This window comes from Paracoccus pantotrophus (assembly GCF_008824185.1).
In the GTDB taxonomy this organism is placed as follows: domain Bacteria; phylum Pseudomonadota; class Alphaproteobacteria; order Rhodobacterales; family Rhodobacteraceae; genus Paracoccus; species Paracoccus pantotrophus.
On the sequence record NZ_CP044423.1, the window covers coordinates 469803 to 488996 of the forward strand.

The 19194-nt window shown below is 69.1% G+C and carries 16 protein-coding genes; 15 read left to right on the plus strand and 1 reads right to left on the minus strand.

The annotated features are described in order from the left end of the window. The first annotated feature begins 87 nt into the window (after positions 1-87). From ESD82_RS02305 to ESD82_RS02335, 7 genes are all read left to right on the plus strand, one after another. Positions 88-678 carry an ANTAR domain-containing response regulator gene (locus tag ESD82_RS02305; RefSeq protein WP_024842497.1) on the plus strand — a complete coding sequence of 197 codons (591 nt, stop codon included), beginning with the start codon at positions 88-90 and terminating at the stop codon, positions 676-678. Further along, positions 669-1841: a CmpA/NrtA family ABC transporter substrate-binding protein gene (locus ESD82_RS02310; protein WP_024842498.1), complete on the plus strand. Its 1173-nt coding sequence runs from the start codon at positions 669-671 to the stop codon at positions 1839-1841. The genes ESD82_RS02305 and ESD82_RS02310 overlap by 10 nt, the downstream gene beginning before the upstream one ends. 281 nt (positions 1842-2122) lie before the next feature. After that, entirely contained in the window at positions 2123-3331 is a 1209-nt protein-coding gene (locus ESD82_RS02315) for an MFS transporter (protein WP_024842499.1), read from the plus strand. A 15-nt stretch (positions 3332-3346) separates the two neighbouring features. After that, a complete protein-coding gene (nirB, locus tag ESD82_RS02320) occupies positions 3347-5779 on the plus strand; it encodes a nitrite reductase large subunit NirB (RefSeq protein WP_147429100.1) in 2433 nt (810 codons plus the stop codon). Continuing rightward, positions 5776-6111 carry a nitrite reductase small subunit NirD gene (gene nirD / locus ESD82_RS02325; protein WP_147429099.1) on the plus strand — a complete coding sequence of 112 codons (336 nt, stop codon included), beginning with the start codon at positions 5776-5778 and terminating at the stop codon, positions 6109-6111. Before nirB ends, nirD begins: the two co-directional genes overlap by 4 nt. Positions 6112-6122: 11 nt before the next feature. Beyond that, complete coding sequence (locus ESD82_RS02330) at positions 6123-6965, plus strand: formate/nitrite transporter family protein (RefSeq protein ID WP_147429098.1); 843 nt, start codon at positions 6123-6125, stop codon at positions 6963-6965. An 8-nt stretch (positions 6966-6973) separates the two neighbouring features. Then, complete coding sequence (locus ESD82_RS02335; RefSeq protein WP_147429097.1) at positions 6974-9577, plus strand: nitrate reductase; 2604 nt, start codon at positions 6974-6976, stop codon at positions 9575-9577. A gap of 27 nt (positions 9578-9604) precedes the next feature. On the opposite strand, the gene ESD82_RS02340 is transcribed toward ESD82_RS02335, so the two are convergent. Then, the gene (locus ESD82_RS02340) at positions 9605-10717 is read right to left on the minus strand and encodes an ABC transporter ATP-binding protein (RefSeq protein ID WP_024842504.1); all 1113 of its coding nucleotides are present in this window, start codon (positions 10715-10717) and stop codon (positions 9605-9607) included. A gap of 92 nt (positions 10718-10809) precedes the next feature. On the opposite strand from ESD82_RS02340, the gene ESD82_RS02345 reads away from it, so the two are divergent. The 8 genes from ESD82_RS02345 (at position 10810) to ESD82_RS02380 (ending at position 19193) form a co-directional block, all read left to right on the plus strand. Continuing rightward, entirely contained in the window at positions 10810-11823 is a 1014-nt protein-coding gene (locus ESD82_RS02345; protein WP_147429096.1) for an extracellular solute-binding protein, read from the plus strand. 22 nt (positions 11824-11845) lie between these two features. Next, on the plus strand, positions 11846-13489 hold the full coding sequence (locus ESD82_RS02350) for an ABC transporter permease (RefSeq protein WP_024842506.1): 1644 nt from the start codon (positions 11846-11848) through the stop codon (positions 13487-13489). Between the two features lie 53 nt (positions 13490-13542). After that, the gene (locus ESD82_RS02355) at positions 13543-13962 is read left to right on the plus strand and encodes a DUF2946 family protein (RefSeq protein ID WP_024842507.1); all 420 of its coding nucleotides are present in this window, start codon (positions 13543-13545) and stop codon (positions 13960-13962) included. A gap of 68 nt (positions 13963-14030) precedes the next feature. Further along, entirely contained in the window at positions 14031-15026 is a 996-nt protein-coding gene (locus ESD82_RS02360) for a DUF1775 domain-containing protein (RefSeq protein ID WP_147429095.1), read from the plus strand. Further along, the gene (locus ESD82_RS02365) at positions 15013-15645 is read left to right on the plus strand and encodes an SCO family protein (protein WP_024842509.1); all 633 of its coding nucleotides are present in this window, start codon (positions 15013-15015) and stop codon (positions 15643-15645) included. Before ESD82_RS02360 ends, ESD82_RS02365 begins: the two co-directional genes overlap by 14 nt. Positions 15646-16052: 407 nt before the next feature. After that, on the plus strand, positions 16053-17330 hold the full coding sequence (locus ESD82_RS02370; protein ID WP_147429094.1) for an ABC transporter substrate-binding protein: 1278 nt from the start codon (positions 16053-16055) through the stop codon (positions 17328-17330). Positions 17331-17400: 70 nt separating this feature from the next. After that, a complete protein-coding gene (locus ESD82_RS02375; RefSeq protein WP_114669360.1) occupies positions 17401-18363 on the plus strand; it encodes a carbohydrate ABC transporter permease in 963 nt (320 codons plus the stop codon). Further along, positions 18360-19193, plus strand: coding sequence for a carbohydrate ABC transporter permease (locus ESD82_RS02380; protein ID WP_024842512.1), 834 nt, complete (start codon positions 18360-18362; stop codon positions 19191-19193). Before ESD82_RS02375 ends, ESD82_RS02380 begins: the two co-directional genes overlap by 4 nt. The last annotated feature ends 1 nt before the right edge of the window (position 19194 follow it).

Consider the following 19194-nt stretch of genomic DNA (forward strand, 5'->3'; position numbering starts at 1 on the left):
CGGTGCGGGACGGTGCGGCGAGGGGGCGATGCGTTGCGGGCGCGCTGTTTCGGTGGCAACTGCAAGGGCGGCACAGGCAGGAAGCAGATGGACAAGCGCCTTTCCATCGTCGTCATCGAACCCGACCCCGAGCGCGCCGCCCCGATCGTGGACGGGCTGCGCGAAATCGGCGACCATGACATCCGCATCATTTCCGAGGAGACCGGGCTGGCGCGCCATATCGCCGAATGCCGGCCCGACATCGTGCTGATCGACCTGGCCAACCCCTCGCGCGACGTGCTGGAGGAACTGGCGGTGGCCTCGGGCCCGACCGAGCGGCCGGTGGCGATGTTCGTGGACCGCTCGGACGAGCACCTGACCCGGGCGGCGGTCGAGGCCGGGATCTCGGCCTATGTCGTGGATGGGCTGCGGCCGGAGCGCATCAAGCCGGTGCTGGACGCGGCCGTCGCGCGCTTTCACATGGTCCAGCGCATGCGCGCCGAACTGGCCGCCACCCGCGCGGCGCTGGAGGAGCGCAAGGTGATCGACCGTGCCAAGGCGGTGCTGATGAAGGCGCGCGGCATCGACGAGGAGGCCGCCTATGCGCTCTTGCGCAAGACGGCGATGGACCAGGGCAAGCGCGTGGCCGAGATCGCGCAGCAGCTGGTCCTGGCCGCGGGGTTGCTCTCATGCCGCTGACGCCCCTGCGCCTGGGCTATGTGCCGCTGATCGACGCCGCACCGCTGATCGTGGCGCGCGAGCTGGGCTTTGCCGCCGAGGAGGGCTTGGAGTTCCGGCTGCTGCGCCTGGGTGCCTGGGCGCAGGCCCGCGACATGCTGGGCGCCGGGCTGATCGAGGCGGCGCATATGCTGGTGCCGATGCCGGTGGCGCAGGCGCTGGGGTTGGGGCCGGCGCTGCCGGACCTGGACCTGGTGATGTTCCTGTCCCAGGGCGGGCAGGCGGTCGCGGTCAGCGCCGCGCTGGCCGCCAGGATGCGCGACCAGGGCCATGATTTCGACTTCCGCGACGCCCGCAAGGCCGCCCATGCCCTGCATGGCGCCGCCCCCGGCCGGCTGCGGGTGGGCGTGCCCTTTCATTTCTCGACCCAGCTGGAACTGATCCGGCACTGGCTCGGTGCCTGCGATTTCCGCCCGGCCTTGGAGGTCGTCACCGTGCCGCCGCCGCTGATGGCCGAATCCATGGCCGCGGGCGAGGTCGATGCCTTCTGCGTCGGCGAGCCCTGGGCGTCGAGTGCCTTGGACCGCGGCCTTGCCGCGCTGCTCTTGCCCGGCACGGCGATCTGGGCCTCGCCGCCGGAAAAGGGGCTGGTGCTGCGCCGCAACTTTTCCGAAGCCGAGCCGCAGCTGACGGGCGCGCTGATGCGGGCGGTCTGGCGCGCCGGGCGCTGGCTCGACGAGCCCGAGAACCGCGACACCGCCGCCGAGATCCTGTCGCGGCGCGAATATCTGGATCTGCCGGCCGAACTGGCCGAGCGCGGGCTGACCGGGCGGATGCAGGTCACGCCTTCGGGCGAGATCCGCCATGTGCCGGGCTTCGTCGCCTTCCATGCCGGGGCGGCGAATTTCCCTTGGAAAAGCCTGGCTGCACTGTTCGCGCAGCGCATCGCCCTGCGTCACGGGCTGGAGCCGGGACCGGCGATGCAAAAGGCGATGGCGCATTTCCGCACCGATCTTTACCGCCGGCACCTGCGCGAGGCGGGGGCGGCGCTGCCCGGCGCCTCGGCCCGGCTGGAGGGCGCGCTGGCTGAGGACCGCGAGGTCGCGGCCGAAAAGGGGCAGATGATTCTGCGTGCCGATGCCTTCTTCGACGGCACCGTCTTCGAGCCCCCTTTCGCCGGTTGAGCGTTTTGCAGGCAGGCCGGGCATGGGGCTGCCCGGCATTCGGGCGCAGCCTGTCGCGGATGCTGCGATGCCGCATCAAGGCTTGATCCGGCCCGCGTCCTGACCCAGTCTTGCCTCATGGCCCGGCGCAACGGCGCGCCATCGGCCCGCTCGCAATGATGCGGCACGGGTTTCCGCAAGGGCGCGGAGATCCTCCCCCGAAAGCGTAAATCCGCTGCGGTATTCGCCGCTCGGCCGCGCTTTCCGACAGCCTTCGCCATCAGCAACGCATCGGAGCCACCATGTCCGCCGTTCCCCCCGTTCCATCCTCCGAGGCCAGCCGCGCGCTGGGCCTCTCGACCTTCGCCTTCACCATCTGCTTCGCGGTATGGACCATCTTCTCGATCATCGGCCTGCAGATCCGCGAGCAGCTTTCCCTGACCGAGACGCAGTTCGGCCTGCTGATCGGCTTGCCGATCCTGACCGGCTCGCTGGTGCGCATCGCGCTTGGCGTGCTGACCGACCGGCTGGGCGGGCGGCGCGTCTATACGCTGACCATGCTGGCCGCCGCCGGCGCGACCTTCCTGCTGTCCTGGGCCAGCACCTGGCCGCAGATGCTGCTGGCGGCGCTGGGCGTCGGGCTGGCCGGCGGATCCTTCGCCGTCGGCGTGGCCTATGTCTCGCGCTTTTACGACAAAGGGCGGCAGGGCACGGCGCTGGGCATCTTCGGGGTCGGAAATGTCGGCGCCGCCGTGACCAAATTCGCCGCGCCCTTCGTCATGCTGGCACTGGGCTGGCAGGCGACCGCGCAGATCTGGGCCGGTGCGCTGGCGCTGACCGCCGTGCTGTTCTGGGTCTTCAGCAAGGACGACCCCGTCACCGCCGCAGGGGCCAGCCGCAAGGCGCCCTTGCGCGCCGAGTTCGCGCCGCTGGGCCAGGTCCGGGTCTGGCGCTTCTCGGCCTATTACTTCTTCAGCTTCGGCGGCTTCGTGGCGCTGGCGCTGTGGCTGCCGCATTACCTGACGCAGGTCTACGGCTTCGGTGTCGGGACCGCCGGCATGATCGGCGCGGCCTATTCTATCCCCGGCTCGATCTTCCGCGCCTGGGGCGGGGTGCTGTCCGACCGCATCGGCGCGCGGGCGGTGATGTATGCGACCTTCCTCGTCTCGCTGGTCGCGACGGCGATCCTGTCGATCCCCTCGGGCGTGCCGGTGCCGGTCTTTTTGGCGGTGATCTTCGTGCTGGGCTTCTTCATGAGCCTGGGCAAGGCCGCCGTCTACAAGCACATCCCCAGCTATTACCCCGGCCATGTCGGCGCGGTCGGCGGGCTGGTCGGCATGATCGGCGGCCTTGGCGGCTTTGCGCTGCCGCTGCTGTTCGGCTGGCTGCGCGACCAGACCGGGCTGTGGTCCAGCTGCTTCATGGCGCTGTTCCTGCTGGTCGGGCTCTGCGCGCTCTGGATGCATGCCTCGATCCGCCAGATGGGCCGCGCGCCCCTGCAAGCCGCCTGAGAAAGGAGTCACGCGATGAAGAAACTGGTCGTCATCGGCGCCGGCATGGCCTCGGGCCGCCTGCTGGAGCAGCTGTTCGAGGCCGCGCCCGGCGAATGGCATGTCACCCTGTTCAACGCCGAGCCGCGCGGCAATTACAACCGGCTGATGCTCTCGCCGGTCCTGTCGGGCGAAAAGACCTATGAGCAGATCGTCACCCATGACGCGGACTGGTATGCCGCGCATGGCGTCGATTGCCGCTTCGGCGAGCCGGTGGTGCGGATCGACCGCGCCAATCGCGCCGTCTATTCCAATTCGGGCGGCGCGCCCTATGACGCGCTGGTCATCGCCACCGGCTCGGCGCCCTTCATCATCCCGGTGCCGGGCAGCGATCTGCCGGGCGTGGTGACCTATCGCGACCTCGAGGACACCAATGCGATGATCGAGGCCGGTATCGCCGGCAAGGACGCCGTGGTGATCGGCGGCGGGCTTCTGGGCCTTGAAGCCGCGGCCGGCATGGCCGCGCGCGGCGCCCGCGTCACCGTCGTCCACCTGATGGGCCATCTGATGGAGCGGCAGCTGGACCCCGCCGCCGGCTATCTGCTGCAGCGCGACCTGGAGCGCCGCGGCATCAAGGTGCATTGCAAGGGCGCGACCAAGGCGATCCTGGGCCATGGCCGGGCCGAGGCGGTGCTGCTGGAGGACGGCACCGTCCATCCCGCCGACCTGGTCTGCATGGCGGTCGGCATCCGCCCCGAGGTGCGGCTGGCCAATGACGCGCATCTGGAGGTCGAGCGCGGCATCGTCGTCGACGACGCCCTGCGCACCAGCGATCCGCATATCTTCGCGCTTGGCGAATGCGTCGAGCATCGGGGGCAGGTCTTCGGCCTTGTCGCGCCGCTTTACGACCAGGCCAAGGTGCTGGCCCGGACCCTGCTGGGCGAGGAGGCCGAGTTCCGCCCGGTGCAGACCGCGACCAAGCTGAAGGTGACGGGCTGCGACCTGTTCAGCGCCGGCGATTTCGCCGAAGGCGAGGGGCGCGAGGACATCGTGTTTCGCGACCCCGGCCGCGGCATCTACAAGCGGCTGGTCTTGGAAAACGACCGCATCATCGGCGTGGTCATGTATGGCGACACCGCCGACGGCAACTGGTTCTACGGGCTGATGAAGGACGAAACCGACGTGTCGGAGATGCGCGACACGCTGATCTTCGGCCCGGCCTTCCAGGGGGGGACCGCGCTGGACCCTATGGCGGCCGTTGCAGCCTTGCCGCCTGAGGCGGAGATCTGCGGCTGCAACGGCGTCTGCAAGGGAACGATCACCGATGCGGTGCTGAATGGCGCAACCACGCTCGACGCGGTGCGCGCAACCACCAAGGCGTCGGGATCGTGCGGCACCTGCACCGGGCTGGTCGAGCAGGTGATGAAGCTGACGCTGGGCGACGGCTTCGTCGCGCCCGCGCCTGCCGGCATGTGCAAATGCACCGACCACAGCCACGAGGACGTGCGGCGGCTCATCAAGTCCATGGGGCTGAAGTCGATCCCGGCCGTCATGCAGGAACTGGGCTGGAAGAGCGTGGGCGGCTGCCATTCCTGCCGCCCGGCGCTGAACTATTACCTGCTGGCGGAATGGCCCCTGGAATATCAGGATGACCGCCAGTCGCGCTTCGTGAATGAAAGGAACCACGCCAATATCCAGAAGGACGGCACCTATTCCGTGGTGCCGCGCATGTGGGGCGGCGTCACCACGCCCTCGGAACTGCGCGCCATCGCCGATGCGGCCGAGAAATATGCCGTGCCGATGGTCAAGGTCACCGGCGGCCAGCGCATCGACCTGCTGGGCGTGAAGAAGCAGGATCTGCCGCATATCTGGGCCGACCTGAACGCGGCTGGGTTGGTCTCGGGCCATGCCTATTCCAAGGGGCTGCGCACGGTGAAGACCTGCGTCGGCAGCGAGTTCTGCCGCTTCGGCACCCAGGATTCCACGGGCCTCGGCATCCGGCTGGAAAAGCTGCTCTGGGGCTCCTGGACGCCGCACAAGGTCAAGCTGGGCGTCTCGGGCTGTCCGCGCAATTGCGCCGAGGCGACCTGCAAGGATGTGGGCGTGATCTGCGTCGACAGCGGCTACCAGATCAGCGTCGCCGGGGCCGCCGGGATGGAGGTGAAGGAGACCGAGCCCCTGGCCGCGACCCCCTGCGAGGACGAGGCGGTCGAGATCATCACCGCCTTCATCCAGCTTTACCGCGAGCACGCGCGCTATCTGGACCGGCCCTATAAATGGGTGGCCAAGGTCGGGCTCGACTGGGTCAAGGAACAGATCGCCGACCTGCCGACCCGCCGCGCGCTGGTCGAGCGGTTCGAGATCAGCCAGTCGGTCTATCGCAAGGATCCCTGGGCCGAACATTCCACCACCACCGAGACGCCCCGATGGGCGCCCCTTGCCGATCTGACCCTGGAGGCTGCGGAATGACCGTCTTTGTCGATATCGGAGCCCTGGACGACATCCCCCGCCAGGGCGCGCGGGTGATCCGCACCGCGCAGGGCTGCGTCGCGGTGTTCCGCACTATGGACGACCGGGTCTTTGCGCTGGACGACCGCTGCCCGCACAAGGGCGGCCCGCTGTCCGAGGGCATCGTGCATGGCGATCGCGTGACCTGCCCGCTGCACAACTGGGTGTTCGACATGAACTCGGGCGCCGCGCAGGGCGCCGACGAGGGCGCGGTCCGCACCTGGCCCGTCCGCGTCGAACAGGGCCGCGTCCTGATCAGCGCCGAACTCGTCTCCCGCTCGAACGCCGCCTGAGGAGTTGCATCATGTCCTACGTCAATCCTGCCGATTTCGCGAAGAAGATGATCGACGCTGGCGAGGCCAAGGTCTTCATGTCCACCAAGGACACGCTGATCCGCGCCTATATGGCCGGGGCGATCCTGGCGCTTGCCGCCGCCTTTGCCGTGACCGTCACCGTGAACACCGGCGAGCCGCTGATCGGCGCGCTGCTGTTCCCGGTCGGCTTCTGCATGCTCTACCTGCTGGGCTTCGACCTGCTGACGGGCGTGTTCACGCTGGTGCCGCTGGCGCTGATCGACCGGCGGCCGGGGGTGACGGTCCAGGGCATGCTGCGCAACTGGGGCCTGGTCTTTTGCGGCAATTTCGCCGGCGCCTTCACCGTCGCGGTGTTCATGGCGATCATCGTCACCTTCGGCTTTTCCGAGGCGCCGAACGCGGTCGGCGAACAGATCGGCCATATCGGCGAGGGGCGCACGATCGGCTATGCCGCCCATGGCGCGGCGGGGATGCTGACGCTGTTCGTCCGCGCGGTCATGTGCAACTGGATGGTTTCGACCGGCGTCGTGGCGGCGATGATGTCCACCAGCGTCTCGGGCAAGGTCATCGCCATGTGGATGCCGATCCTGATCTTCCTCTACATGGGCTTCGAGCATTCCATCGTGAACATGTTCCTGTTTCCGGCCGGGCTGCTGCTGGGCGGCCAGTTCACCATCATGGACTACATGATCTGGAACGAGATCCCGACCGTGCTGGGCAACCTGGTCGGCGGGCTGACCTTTGTCGGCGCGATGATCTATGCCACGCATCACAAGACCTCGCCCCGGCGCGAACCCGAGGCCGCCGAGCCCGTCCCGGTCGCCGCCGAATGAGCGTCGCCATGCAGAGCATCCGCACAACCTGTCCCTATTGCGGCGTGGGCTGCGGCGTGCTGGCCGCGCCGGACGGCCGCGGCGGGCTGGGCATCGCCGGCGATCCCGATCATCCGGCGAACAAGGGCCGGCTTTGCGTCAAGGGCTCGGCGCTTGGCGAGACAATTGGTCATGCCGGGCGGCTGCTTGCCCCGCGTATCCACGGGCGCGAGGCCGGCTGGGACGAGGCGCTGGATCTGGTCGCGCGCCGGTTTTCCGAAACCATCGCCGAGCACGGGCCGGATTCGGTCGGCTTCTACGTCTCGGGGCAGCTGCTGACCGAGGATTACTATGTCGCCAACAAGCTGATGAAGGGCTTCATCGGCTCGGGCAATATCGACACCAATTCGCGGCTCTGCATGGCCTCGGCGGTGGCGGGGCACCGGCGGGCCTTCGGCACCGACACGGTGCCGGGGCTCTACGAGGATATAGAATTGGCCGATACGGTGGTGCTGGTCGGCTCGAACCTGGCCTGGTGCCATCCGGTGCTTTACCAGCGGCTGGCCGCGGCGCGCGAGGCGCGGGGCACGCGGGTCGTTGTGGTCGATCCGCGCCGCACCGCCACCTGCGACATCGCCGACCTGCATCTGCCGCTGGCGCCGGGGTCGGATTCGGCGCTGTTCAACCTGCTTCTGGCAGAAATCGGCAGAAAATCAGAGATCTGTGCCGATAACCTGGAGGGAATCGAGGATGCCATGGCCGCCGCGCGCGAGACGCTGCCCTCGACCACCGGGCTGGCGCACAGCCAGATCAGGCAATTCCTCGACCTGTGGCTGCACAGCGACAAGGTGGTGACGGTCTGGTCGCAGGGTGTGAACCAGTCCGACAGCGGCACCGACAAGGTGAATGCGATCCTGAACTGTCACCTGGCCAGCGGCCGCATCGGCCGGCCGGGCATGGGCCCGTTCAGCGTCACCGGCCAGCCCAATGCCATGGGCGGGCGCGAAGTCGGGGGGCTCGCCAACATGCTGGCCTGCCACCTGGAGATCGAGAACCCAGCGCATCGCGAGGCGGTGCGTGCCTTCTGGAACGCGCCGCGCATGGCCGAGCGGCCGGGGCTGAAGGCCGTGGACATGTTCCGCGCCGTCGAGGACGGCCGGATCAAGGCGCTGTGGATCATCTGCACCAACCCCGCCGCGACCATGCCCGAGGCCGACCGCGTCGCCCGCGCCATCGCCGGATGCGATTTCGTCGTTGTCTCGGACATCATGGCGCGGACCGACACCGTGCGGCTGGCGCATGTGGCCTTGCCGGCGACCGGCTGGGGCGAAAAGGACGGCACGGTGACGAATTCCGAACGCCGCATCAGCCGCCAGCGCCGGACGCTGGCCCCCGCCGGGCGGGCGCGCGACGACTGGCGCATCCTGGCCGAGGTCGGGCGCCGCATGGGCTGGCCGGGGGCCTTCGGCTGGACCAGCCCGGCCGAGGTCTTTGCCGAACATGCCGCGCTGTCGGGCATCGCGGGCGGGTTGGGCAGCGATTTCGACATCTCGGCCCATGCCGGCATCACCCAGGCGGAATATGACGCGCTGGAGCCTTTCCTTTGGCCGCAATCGGCGGGCAGGCAGGGCGGGCGGTTCTTTGGCGACGGGCGGTTCCATACGCCCTCGGGCCGGGGGCGGATGGTCGCGGTCACGCCGCGCCCGCCGCAGCCGGTCGGCGGGGATCATCCGTTCCGGCTGAACACCGGCCGGGTGCGCGACCATTGGCACAGCATGACCCGCACCGGCCTGTCGCCGCGCCTGTCGCGCCACCTGGCAGAGCCCTTCCTGGAACTGCACCCAAGCGACGCGGCCCGGCTGGGCCTGGCCCCCGCGAGTCTGGCCGAGGTCGAAAGCCCGCAGGGCCGGGCCGTGCTGCGGGTGCTGGTCAGCGACCGGGTGGCGCCGGGCCATCCCTTCGCCCCGATGCACTGGACCAGAGAGACCGCGCCCTCGGGCCGGGTCGATGCGCTGGTGCCGGGGACGGTCGATCCGGTCTCGGGCCAGCCGGCGCTGAAATCGGCACCGGTGGCGATCCGGCCCTTTGCCGCGCGCTGGTTCGGCTTTGCCGTCTCGGCCGGCGCGATCCGGCCGGATTGCGACTATTGGGCGCGGGCGACGCTGCCCCGCGGGGAGCAGGCCGAACTGGCCGGGCTGGAGATGCCGCAGGACTGGACCGCCCATGCCCGCGCGCTGTTCGGCCTGTCGGACGAGCCGCTGGTGCTGCATGACCGCGCCCGCGGGCAGGTGCGGCTGGCCTTCCTGCGCGAGGGGCGCTTGCGGGCGGCGCTGTTCGTGGCGCCCGGGCCGGTGGGCCTGTCGCGCAGCCATGTCGCGGCGCTGCTGGGCGAGGGCGGGGCCGAGGTGCTGGCCGGCCGCCCCGGCGCCGACCGCCCGGACGAGGGCGCGCTGGTCTGCGCCTGCTTTGGCATCGGCGTGAACAGCATCGTGCGGGCCATTGCCAGCCAGGCCCTGACCTCGGTCGAGGCAGTGGGGCAGGCGCTGCGGGCGGGCACCAATTGCGGCTCGTGCCGGCCCGAGATCCGCGCGCTGCTGGAGGCCGGCACCGCCTGCCGGGCGGCGGCCGAATAGGGGGCGGCCGAGTAAGGGCGGCCGATCCTATTCGTTCTCGCAGGCAAAGACCATGGCGCTGCCGGGCTGGGCGGCGACGCGGATCAGGCTGCCCGGCGCGGGCAGGACCAGGCCGGGAATGCGCGATTTCATCGCTGCACCGCCGGGTTCCAGCCGGATCTCGATCAGGCTTTCGCGGCCCAGATAGCGCGCGCGTTCGACCCGCGCCGGGGTGCCGCCGGCCTCGGCCGGGACCAGGTGCTGCGGGCGGACGGCGACCTCGGCTCGGCTGCCCTCGGCCAGGCCGGGGGCGGGAAAGGCGCCCAGCACGGTCTGCACCCGCCCGCCCGCCACCCGGCCCGCGACGATGTTCAGGTCCGAGAAGAAGGCCGCGACGCCGCGGTCGGCCGGGCGGTCGTAAAGCTCGTCCGGGCGGCCTTCCTGGATCAGCCGGCCCCGGCGCATGACGGCGATGCGATGGCCCATCAGCATCGCCTCCTCGGGGTCGTGCGTGACCATCACCACCGCGGTTTCGGTTTCGCGCAGCAGGTCCAGCGCCGCGTCGCGCACCCCGTCGCGCAGCCGGTGGTCGAGGCTGGAGAAGGGTTCGTCCATCAGCATCAGGCAGGGCCGTGGCGCCAGGGCCCGGATCAGCGCCACGCGCTGCTGCTCGCCGCCCGAAAGCTCGTGGGGGTATTTCGCGGCATGGCCGGCCAGGCCCACCCGCTCCAGCAGCGCGGCGATCCGGTCGCGGTCCTGCCGCGCCGGGCCGCGCAGGCCGAAGCCGACATTCGCCGCCACGTCCAGATGCGGGAACAGTGCGAAATCCTGGAACACCATCCCGACCGGCCGGCGCTCGGGCGGCAGGAAGGCGCCGCCTTCCGACATCGGCCGGCCGGCGATGCGCACGACGCCCGAATCGGGCCGCTCGATGCCGGCGATCATGCGCAGCGTGGTGGACTTGCCGCAGCCCGAAGGGCCGAGCAGGCAGGTCACCTGGCCGGGCGCCACGCTGAAGCCGACATCCTCGACCGCCGCCACGCCGGCGAAACGGCGGCACAGCGCCTCGACCTCCAGCATGGGCGGGGACGGGGTATCGGGTGCGGCAACGCGCGCATCCACCTGGCTGGCCCAGTCGGGAGGGCTGGCGAATTGGTTCATCGGCATCCCTTCGTGACCGCAACCGCATGAGAATAGTTTACATTACTAATTAGTTTAGTAAACATGTCGAGAAATCGCAAGGAGGACAGGGAATGCGTGTCGGACTATCTGGAGTGATCGGTATCCTGCTGGCGGCGCAGGCCGTCGCCGCAAGCGCCCAGGAAGTGAACCTTTACACCACGCGCGAGCCGAACCTGATCGAGCCGCTGCTGGCCTCGTTCACCGAAACCACCGGGGTCAAGGTCAACACGATCTTCCTCAAGGACGGCCTGCCCGAGCGGGTCGAGCAGGAGGGCGACGCCTCGCCCGCCGATGTGTTGATGACCGTGGACATTGGCAACCTGGTCGACCTGGTCGACCGTGGCCTGACCCAGCCCGTCGAATCCGAGGCGCTGGCCGCCGCCATCCCGGAAAACCTGCGCGACAAGGACGGCAACTGGTTCGCGCTGTCGCAGCGCGCGCGGGTGCTTTACGCCGACAAGGATCTGGATCTGGTGAGCTTCACCTATGAAGACCTCGCCAAGCCGGAATGGCAGGGCAAGGTCTGCATCCGTTCGGGCCAGCACCCCTATAACGTGGCGCTGACCGCCTCTTACATCGTGCATCACGGCGAAGAGGCCGCCAAGGCCTGGCTGGAAGGCGTCAAGGCGAACCTGGCCCGCACCGCCGGCGGCGGCGATCGCGACGTGGCGCGCGACATCATGGGCGGCATCTGCGAGATCGGCATCGCCAATTCCTATTACGTCGGGCTGATGCGCAGCGGCGCCGGCGGCCCCGAGCAGGAGGAATGGGTCAAGGCGATCAAGGTCATCCTGCCCACTTTCGAGGGCGGCGGCACGCAGGTCAATGTCTCGGGCGCCGCGGTGGCCAAGCATGCGCCGAACCGCGACCAGGCGGTGCAGCTGCTGGAATACCTGGTCTCGGATGAGGCGCAAAGGATCTATGCCGAGGCGAATTTCGAATACCCGGTCAAGCCCGGCGTGGCGGTCAGCCCGGTGATCGAGGACATGGCGGGGCTTCAGGTCGACGGCACCGACCTGACCGAGATCGCCCGCCAGCGCAAGGCGGCGAGCGAACTGGCCGAGGCGGTGGGATTCGACAACTGAACCCGCCGCGGACGCAGGCCGCATGACCCCGGAACTGACACGAATCCCCCGCGTCCGCGCGGGGATGGGCTGGCAGGCGGCGGCTTTGGCCGTCGCCGCGCTGGTTCTGCTGCCGGTGCTGGCGCTGGGGCTGTTCGCGCTGCGGGGCAGCCCGGGGCTGTGGGCGCATCTGGTCAGCAATGTGCTGCCGGTCGCGGCGCGGCAGACGGTGATCCTGCTTCTGGGCGTCGGCGCCATCGTCGCCACGCTCGGCACGGTCACGGCCTGGCTGGTCGCGGCCTGCGATTTTCCGGGGCGGCGCATCTTCGGCTGGGCGCTGCTGCTGCCCTTGGCGGTGCCGACCTATATCGTCGCCTATGCCTATCTGGACCTTCTGCACCCGGTCGGCCCGGTGCAGGGCGTGATCCGCGGCTGGCTGGGCTATGCCAGCCCGCGCGAGTTCCGCCTGCCCGACATCCGCTCGATGCCCGGCTGCATCCTGCTCTTGGGGCTGGTGCTTTACCCCTATGTCTACCTGCCGGTGCGGGCGCTGTTCGCCATGCAGGCGGGCAATCTGCTGGATGCGGGGCGCACGCTGGGGGCGGGACCGGTCGCCACCTTCCTGCGCGTGGCCCTGCCGCTGGCGCGGCCCGCCGTCGCCATCGGCACCGCGCTTGCGCTGATGGAGGCGATGAACGACATCGGCGCGGCCGAGTTCCTGGGCGTGCGCACGCTGACCGTCTCGGTCTATTCGACCTGGATCAACCGCTCGGACCTGCCGGGCGCGGCACAGATCGCGCTGGCGATGCTGGCCATCACCATGGCGCTGGTCATGCTGGAGCGCCGCGGCCGCCGGCGCCAGCGCTATGCGGCGGGTGCGCAGCCCCTGCGGCGCATGCGGCTGCGCGGCTGGCGGGCCGGGGGTGCGATGCTGGTCTGCGCGCTGCCGGTCGCCCTGGGCTTCGCGGCGCCGGCCTGGTATCTGGCCAGCGCGGCCTGGGCGCGCTATCGCTTTGCCGGGCTTTCGCCGCGCATCATCGAAGAGGCCGGCAATACCGCCTTGTTCGCCGCGGCGGCGACGCTGGTCGCGCTGCTGCTGGGCCTGGTCGTGACGGGGGCGGCGCGGATGCGGCCCGGACGCCTGACCCGCAGCATGGCGCGGCTTTCGACGCTGGGCTATGCGGTGCCGGGCACCATCCTGGCCATCGGGCTTTTGCCGGTGATCGCGCTGGCCGACCGGCAGATCGCCGCCGTCTCGCAGGCGCTGCTGGGCGCGGGGCCGGGGCTTTTGCTGCTGGGCTCGGGCGCGGCGCTGGTCTATGCCTATGTCGCGCGGTTCCTGGCCATCGCCACCGGCGGGATCGAGGCCGGGCTCAGCCGGGTGCCCGCCTCGCTCGACCATGCGGCGCGCACGCTGGGCCGCAGCCCCGGCCAGGTGTTCCGGCAGGTGCATGTGCCGATCTCGCGCCCGGCGCTGGCGGCCTCGGGGCTGTTGATCTTTGTCGACTGCGTCAAGGAACTGCCGGCGACGCTGCTGCTGCGGCCGCTGAACTTCGAGACGCTCTCGACCCATCTTTACGGCGAGGCGGCGCGCGGCACCTATGAGGACGCGGCCATCGTCGCGCTGATCATCGTCGTCATCGGCATCCTGCCGGTAATCGTGCTGGCGCGGACGATTCGCCGGTGATCGCGGCATATTGTCCCTTTCCTCCGGCGCGGATTTCTGACAGGGCTGCGCCCATGCAGGGTCGAAGCGGACATCGGACGACGGGGCTTGGACGCGGCGGGCCGCTCTGGCGCCTGGGCCGCTGGCTGGCGGTGCTGCCTTTCCTGCTGTTCTCGCTGATCCAGCCCGGCACCATGATCGCCCGCGACGCGCAGGGCGCCGTCGCCATCGTGCTGTGTTCGGGCGAGGGGCCGGTGCAGATGGCCGTTGCCGCCGATGGCAGCCTGGTCCCGGCCGACGAGATCCCGCATGGCGATCCGCATGCCTGCGCCTGGGCGCCGCATGGCCAGCCGCTGTTGCAGGGCGCCGTGGCCGACGCGCCCCAGCCCCTTGCCGCTGCGGCGCGCCTTGCGCTTTGGCCGGCGCCGCCGGCCCCGCCGCATGCCTCGGCCCTGCCTGAGCCCTCGGCGCGCGGACCGCCGCGCCTCATCTGACGGAATCCTGTTTCGGCAGCCGACGGGCCAGGGCCCGGCGGCGCCTTTTCCACAAGATGAGAACGATCATGCAAAATCCTGTTTTCGGCGCGCTTTGCGCCACGCTTCTGGGCCTTGCGGCCGGTCCCGCCCTGTCCCATGCCACGCTGGAGAAATCCGAGGCCGCGGCCGGTGCCGCCTATCGCGCGGTGATCCGCATCGGCCATGGTTGCGACGGCCAGACCACCCACACCCTGCGGGTCGAACTGCCCGAGGGCTTTTACAACGCCAAGCCCATGCCCAAGCCGGGCTGGACGCTGGAGACGGTGAAGGGCGCCTATGCCCGGCCCTTCGACAATCACGGCACCCAGATGACCGAGGGCACGCGCGAGGTGGTCTGGTCCGGCGGTGCGTTGCAGGACGACTGGTATGACGAGTTCGTCATCCGCGGCACCGTCGGCGCGGATGTGGCGCCGGGCACGGTGCTGTATTTCCCCACCGTGCAGGAATGCGCAGAGGGCAAGGCGGACTGGACCGACGTTTCGGGCAGCAAGGAGGTGCCGAACCCGGCGCCGGGCCTGACGGTCACGGCGGGCAAGGCCGATCACGGGCATGGGCATAGCCACGGGCACGGGCATGGGCCTGATGCCCAGGCCGCGGCTGCCGGCGGTCCGGTGGTCCTGGGCGATCTGGCGCTCAGCGGCGGCTTCAGCCGCGCCACGCCCCCCGGCGCGCCGGTGGCGGGCGGCTTCCTGACCATCGCCAACGGCGGGGACGAGGATCGGCTGGTCGCCGCCCATGCCGATTTCGCCGGCCGCACCGAGATTCACGAGATGGCCATGGAGGGCGAGGTGATGCGGATGCGCGAACTGCCCGATGGCCTGGCGATTCCGGCCGGGGCCACGGTCGAACTGAAGCCCGGCGGCTATCACCTGATGTTCATGGAGTTGAAGCAGCCGCTGGTCGAGGGCGAAACGGTCAATGTCACGCTGAGCTTCGAAAAGGCGGGCGAGGTCAGCCTGCCGCTGGCGGTCGGGCCGCGCAATGCCGGGGCGCAAAAAGGAGGTGGCCATGGCGGACACTAAGGGCAAATCCGGGTTGAAACCGCTGCGCTATGCGCTTTGGGCGCTGGTCGTGCTGGCGCTGGCCGGGCTGGGCTGGTTCCAGCTCGTCTCGCCCCGCTCGGGTTCGGGCACGGGCTCGATCGCCGATGCCGGGACGGCGGCGCTGGGGCGGGGCGACTACCGGCTGGTGGCGACCGACGGGACCGAGTTCAGCCAGGCCGCGCTGAAGGGCCAGCCCTCGGCGGTGTTCTTCGGCTTCACCCATTGCCCGGATGTCTGCCCGACCACGCTGGGCGACGTCGCCAGCTGGCAGGAGGAACTGGGCGAGGACGGCAAGAAACTGCGGGTGTTCTTCGTCACCGTCGATCCCGAGCGCGACACGGTCGAGGCCTTGCGCGAATACGTGTCCTGGGTGCCGGGCGTGGTCGGGGTCTCGGGCGCGCCGGAAGAGGTCGCCAAGGCGATCAAGGCGTTCCGCATCTATGCCCGCAAGTCGCCGCTGGAAGGGGGCGACTATACCATGGACCATTCCTCGACCATGCTGCTCTTTGACGGCAACGGCGATTATGCCGGGCTGATCGGCTATCAGGAGGATCGCGAGCGCGCCCTGGCCAGCCTGCGCCGCCTGCTGAACGGCTGAAGTCTTGCGGCGCCGGATTTCCGGCGCCGCTTCCCCATCCGGCGGGCGGGCCGGTTTTCGTCTCCGAAATGTTTTGGAAAACGGCTTGGCGGGTGATTCCCAGCCCTGCGCCGGTGATTCGGCCGCGAAAGCGCCCTTGTCGGCGAAACGCGCTGTCTGATGTTAGCGCATGACATCCGCTGTCCCGCGCGTTCGTCGCGCCGCCCGGCGCGACGATACGGTTTTTCCCAGGAAACGCACGGTTTCTTGCAGCCCGCCGCCCGGTTCCGGCGGGTTTCGTCGGAATTATTGACCGGACCGGCCGGATGCGGTAGAAATTTCCCGAAAGGTTTCGGAACGGGCCGAGGCAGGCAGGCCCGATACTGCGAACGGTGCTGGGAGGCGCCTTTACCAAGGGGAGGATGAGGATGGGACGTATCAGCCGGGGCGCGCTGCGCCCGGTCGCATTGGCCGCGCTCATGGGCAGCATCGCGCTGCCTGCCGTGGCGGACGAGCTGTTCTATGTCGCGGGCGGCGTCGGCAAGCAGGCCGAGCATTTCAAGGAACTGGTCAAGCCCTGGGAGGAACGCACCGGCCACACGGTGACGCTGGTGCCGATGCCGCAGTCCAGCTCGGACCAGTTCGCGCAATACCGGCTGTGGCTGGCGGCGGGCACCAAGGACGTTGACCTGTATCAGACCGACGTGATCTGGGCGCCGCAGCTTTCCGAATATTTCGTCGACCTGTCCGAGGCGGCCAAGGATATTGTCGGCGAGCATTTCCCCTCGGTCATCGAAAGCCAGACCTCGGACGGCAAGCTGGTGGCGCTGCCGCTCTATACCGATGCCCCGGCGCTGTATTACCGCACCGACCTGCTGGAGAAATACGGCAAGGAGGTGCCCAGGACCTGGGCCGAACTGACCGAGACCGCCAAGCTGATCCAGGACGGCGAGCGGGCCGCGGGACAGGGCGACCTGTGGGGCTTCGTCTGGCAGGGCAATGCCTATGAGGGGCTTACCTGCAACGCGCTGGAATGGGTGAAATCCTTTGGTGGCGGCCAGATCGTCGAGGCGGACGGCACCGTCTCGATCAACAATCCGCAGGCTGTGGCGGCGCTGGAACTGGCGGCAGGCTGGATCGGCACCATCAGCCCGCGCGGCGTGCTGGCCCATAAGGAAGAAGAGGCGCGCGGCGTCTGGCAGACCGGCAACGCGGTCTTCATGCGCAACTGGCCCTATGCCTTCGCGCTGAGCGGCGGCGCGGACAGCGCGGTCAAGGACAAGTTCAACGTGGCGCCGCTACCAGCCGGCACCGAGGAGGCCGGCTCGGCCGCGACGCTGGGCGGCTGGAACGTCGCGGTGTCGAAATTCTCGACCAAGCAGGAGGCGGCGGTCGATCTGGCGCTCTATCTCGCCTCGGCCGAGGCGCAGAAACGCCGCGCGCTGCTGGACGGCAACCTGCCCACCGTGGTCGCGCTCTACGACGATGCCGAGATCGCCGAGGCGGTGCCGCTGATCCCGCGCTGGAAAGAGGTCTTCGCCGATGCGGTGCCGCGCCCCTCGGGGCCGACCAAGAACAAGTATAACGAGGTCTCGTCGAAATTCTGGTCGGCCGTGCATGACACGCTGTCGGGCAACGGCAGCGCGGCTGAGAACCTCGAGCTGCTGGAGCTGGAGCTGAGCGACATGCAGGGCTCGGGCTGGTAAGGCGCTTGGCGGGGGCTGGCGGGTTTGCGCCGGCCCCGACCGGCCCCTGCGGCCGATGAGGAGTTTCCCCATGACTGACCCCATCGCGGGCCGCAGCGGCGGTCCCAGCCTGCGGCAGCGTCGGCAAAGGGCGGCCTTCTGGTTCCTGGCCCCCATGCTTTTCGCGCTGCTCTGCGTCGCGGCCTGGCCGCTGGCGCGCACCATCTGGTTCTCGTTCACCAACACCACGCTGTCGAACCTTTATGGCGGCGAATGGATCGGCTTCGACAACTACCTGTCGATGCGCACGCTGTCCTCGGGGCGGGTGGTCTGGCGCGGCACGCTGGTCGATCCGGCCTGGTGGAACGCGGTCTGGAACACCGTCCGCTTCTCGCTGATCTCGGTCGGGTTCGAGACGGTGCTGGGCCTGATCGTGGCGCTGGTGCTGAATGCCGAGTTCAGGGGCCGCGCCCTGGTGCGCGCCGCCATCCTGATCCCCTGGGCGATCCCGACCATCGTCTCGGCCAAGATGTGGGCCTGGATGCTGAACGACCAGTTCGGGATCCTGAACGACATCCTGCTGCGGCTGGGGCTGATCAGCGAAAAGATCGCCTGGACCGCCAGCACCGAAACCGCAATGACCGCCGTGCTGATCGTCGATATCTGGAAGACCACGCCCTTCATGGCGCTGCTGATCCTGGCCGGCTTGCAGATGGTGCCGCGCGACATCTACGAGGCGGCGCGGATCGACGGCATCCATCCGGTCAAGGTGTTCTTCCGCGTCACCCTGCCGCTGATCAAGCCGGCGCTGATGGTCGCGGTGATCTTCCGCATGCTGGACGCGCTGCGCATCTTCGACCTGATCTATGTGCTGACGCCGAACAGCTCGGCCACCAAGACCATGTCGGTCATCAGCCGCGAGAACATGATCGACTTCGACAAGTTCGCCTATGGCGCGGCGCAATCGACGCTGCTCTTCGCGATCATCGCCGTCTTCGTCAGCGCCTATATCTGGCTCGGCCGCGTGGACCTGGGCGGGGAGGGCTCGAAATGACCCGTCACAAGCTGCTCAAACGGATCGGCTTTTACGCGCTGGTCGTGGTGATCGTCGTCTTTTCGGTCTTTCCCTTCTACTATGCCGTCGTGACCAGCTTCGCCTCGGGGACGGCGCTGTTTCGGGTGAACTACCTGCCCGCGGGCTTCGACCTGCGCAACTACCAGGCGGTGCTGGGGTCGAGGAACTTCCTTTACTCCATCGGCAACTCGCTGATCATCGCCACGGCCACGGTGGGGCTGTCGCTGTTCCTGGGCGTCACCGCCTCATACGCGCTGGCGCGGGTGCGGTTCCGGGGGCGGGGGCTTCTGCTGATGACCATCCTGGCCGTGTCGATGTTCCCGCAGATCGCCGTGCTGGCCGGGCTGTTCGAGCTGGTGCGCTTCCTGGGCATCTTCAACACCCATTGGGCGATGATCCTGTCCTATACGATCTTCACGCTGCCCTTCACCGTCTGGGTGCTGACCACCTTCATGCGCGACCTGCCGGTCGAGATCGAGGAGGCGGCGATCGTCGACGGCGCCAGCCCCTGGATCATCATCACCCGCGTCTTCCTGCCGCTTCTGTGGCCGGCGATGGTGACCACCGGGCTTCTGGCCTTCATCGGCGCCTGGAACGAGTTCCTGTTCGCGCTGACCTTCACCAGCACTGAAAGCATGCGCACCGTGCCGGTGGCCATCGGCCTGCTTTCGGGCGCCTCCGAGCAGGAGATCCCCTGGGGTCCGATCATGGCCGCCTCGGTCATCGTGACGGTGCCGCTGATCGTCCTCGTCCTCATTTTCCAGCGCAAGATCGTGGCGGGCCTGACCGCCGGCGGCGTGAAAGGTTGAA

Excerpts from the sequence above, each read along its gene's own strand:
- ESD82_RS02305 (WP_024842497.1), top strand. The coding sequence starts at position 88 with ATGGACAAGCGCCTTTCCATCGTCGTCATCGAACCCGACCCCGAGCGC.
- ESD82_RS02310 (WP_024842498.1), top strand. The coding sequence starts at position 669 with ATGCCGCTGACGCCCCTGCGCCTGGGCTATGTGCCGCTGATCGACGCC.
- ESD82_RS02315 (WP_024842499.1), top strand. The coding sequence starts at position 2,123 with ATGTCCGCCGTTCCCCCCGTTCCATCCTCCGAGGCCAGCCGCGCGCTG.
- nirB (WP_147429100.1), top strand. The coding sequence starts at position 3,347 with ATGAAGAAACTGGTCGTCATCGGCGCCGGCATGGCCTCGGGCCGCCTG.
- nirD (WP_147429099.1), top strand. The coding sequence starts at position 5,776 with ATGACCGTCTTTGTCGATATCGGAGCCCTGGACGACATCCCCCGCCAG.
- ESD82_RS02330 (WP_147429098.1), top strand. The coding sequence starts at position 6,123 with ATGTCCTACGTCAATCCTGCCGATTTCGCGAAGAAGATGATCGACGCT.
- ESD82_RS02335 (WP_147429097.1), top strand. The coding sequence starts at position 6,974 with ATGCAGAGCATCCGCACAACCTGTCCCTATTGCGGCGTGGGCTGCGGC.
- ESD82_RS02340 (WP_024842504.1), bottom strand. The coding sequence starts at position 10,717 with ATGAACCAATTCGCCAGCCCTCCCGACTGGGCCAGCCAGGTGGATGCG.
- ESD82_RS02345 (WP_147429096.1), top strand. The coding sequence starts at position 10,810 with ATGCGTGTCGGACTATCTGGAGTGATCGGTATCCTGCTGGCGGCGCAG.
- ESD82_RS02350 (WP_024842506.1), top strand. The coding sequence starts at position 11,846 with ATGACCCCGGAACTGACACGAATCCCCCGCGTCCGCGCGGGGATGGGC.
- ESD82_RS02355 (WP_024842507.1), top strand. The coding sequence starts at position 13,543 with ATGCAGGGTCGAAGCGGACATCGGACGACGGGGCTTGGACGCGGCGGG.
- ESD82_RS02360 (WP_147429095.1), top strand. The coding sequence starts at position 14,031 with ATGCAAAATCCTGTTTTCGGCGCGCTTTGCGCCACGCTTCTGGGCCTT.
- ESD82_RS02365 (WP_024842509.1), top strand. The coding sequence starts at position 15,013 with ATGGCGGACACTAAGGGCAAATCCGGGTTGAAACCGCTGCGCTATGCG.
- ESD82_RS02370 (WP_147429094.1), top strand. The coding sequence starts at position 16,053 with ATGGGACGTATCAGCCGGGGCGCGCTGCGCCCGGTCGCATTGGCCGCG.
- ESD82_RS02375 (WP_114669360.1), top strand. The coding sequence starts at position 17,401 with ATGACTGACCCCATCGCGGGCCGCAGCGGCGGTCCCAGCCTGCGGCAG.
- ESD82_RS02380 (WP_024842512.1), top strand. The coding sequence starts at position 18,360 with ATGACCCGTCACAAGCTGCTCAAACGGATCGGCTTTTACGCGCTGGTC.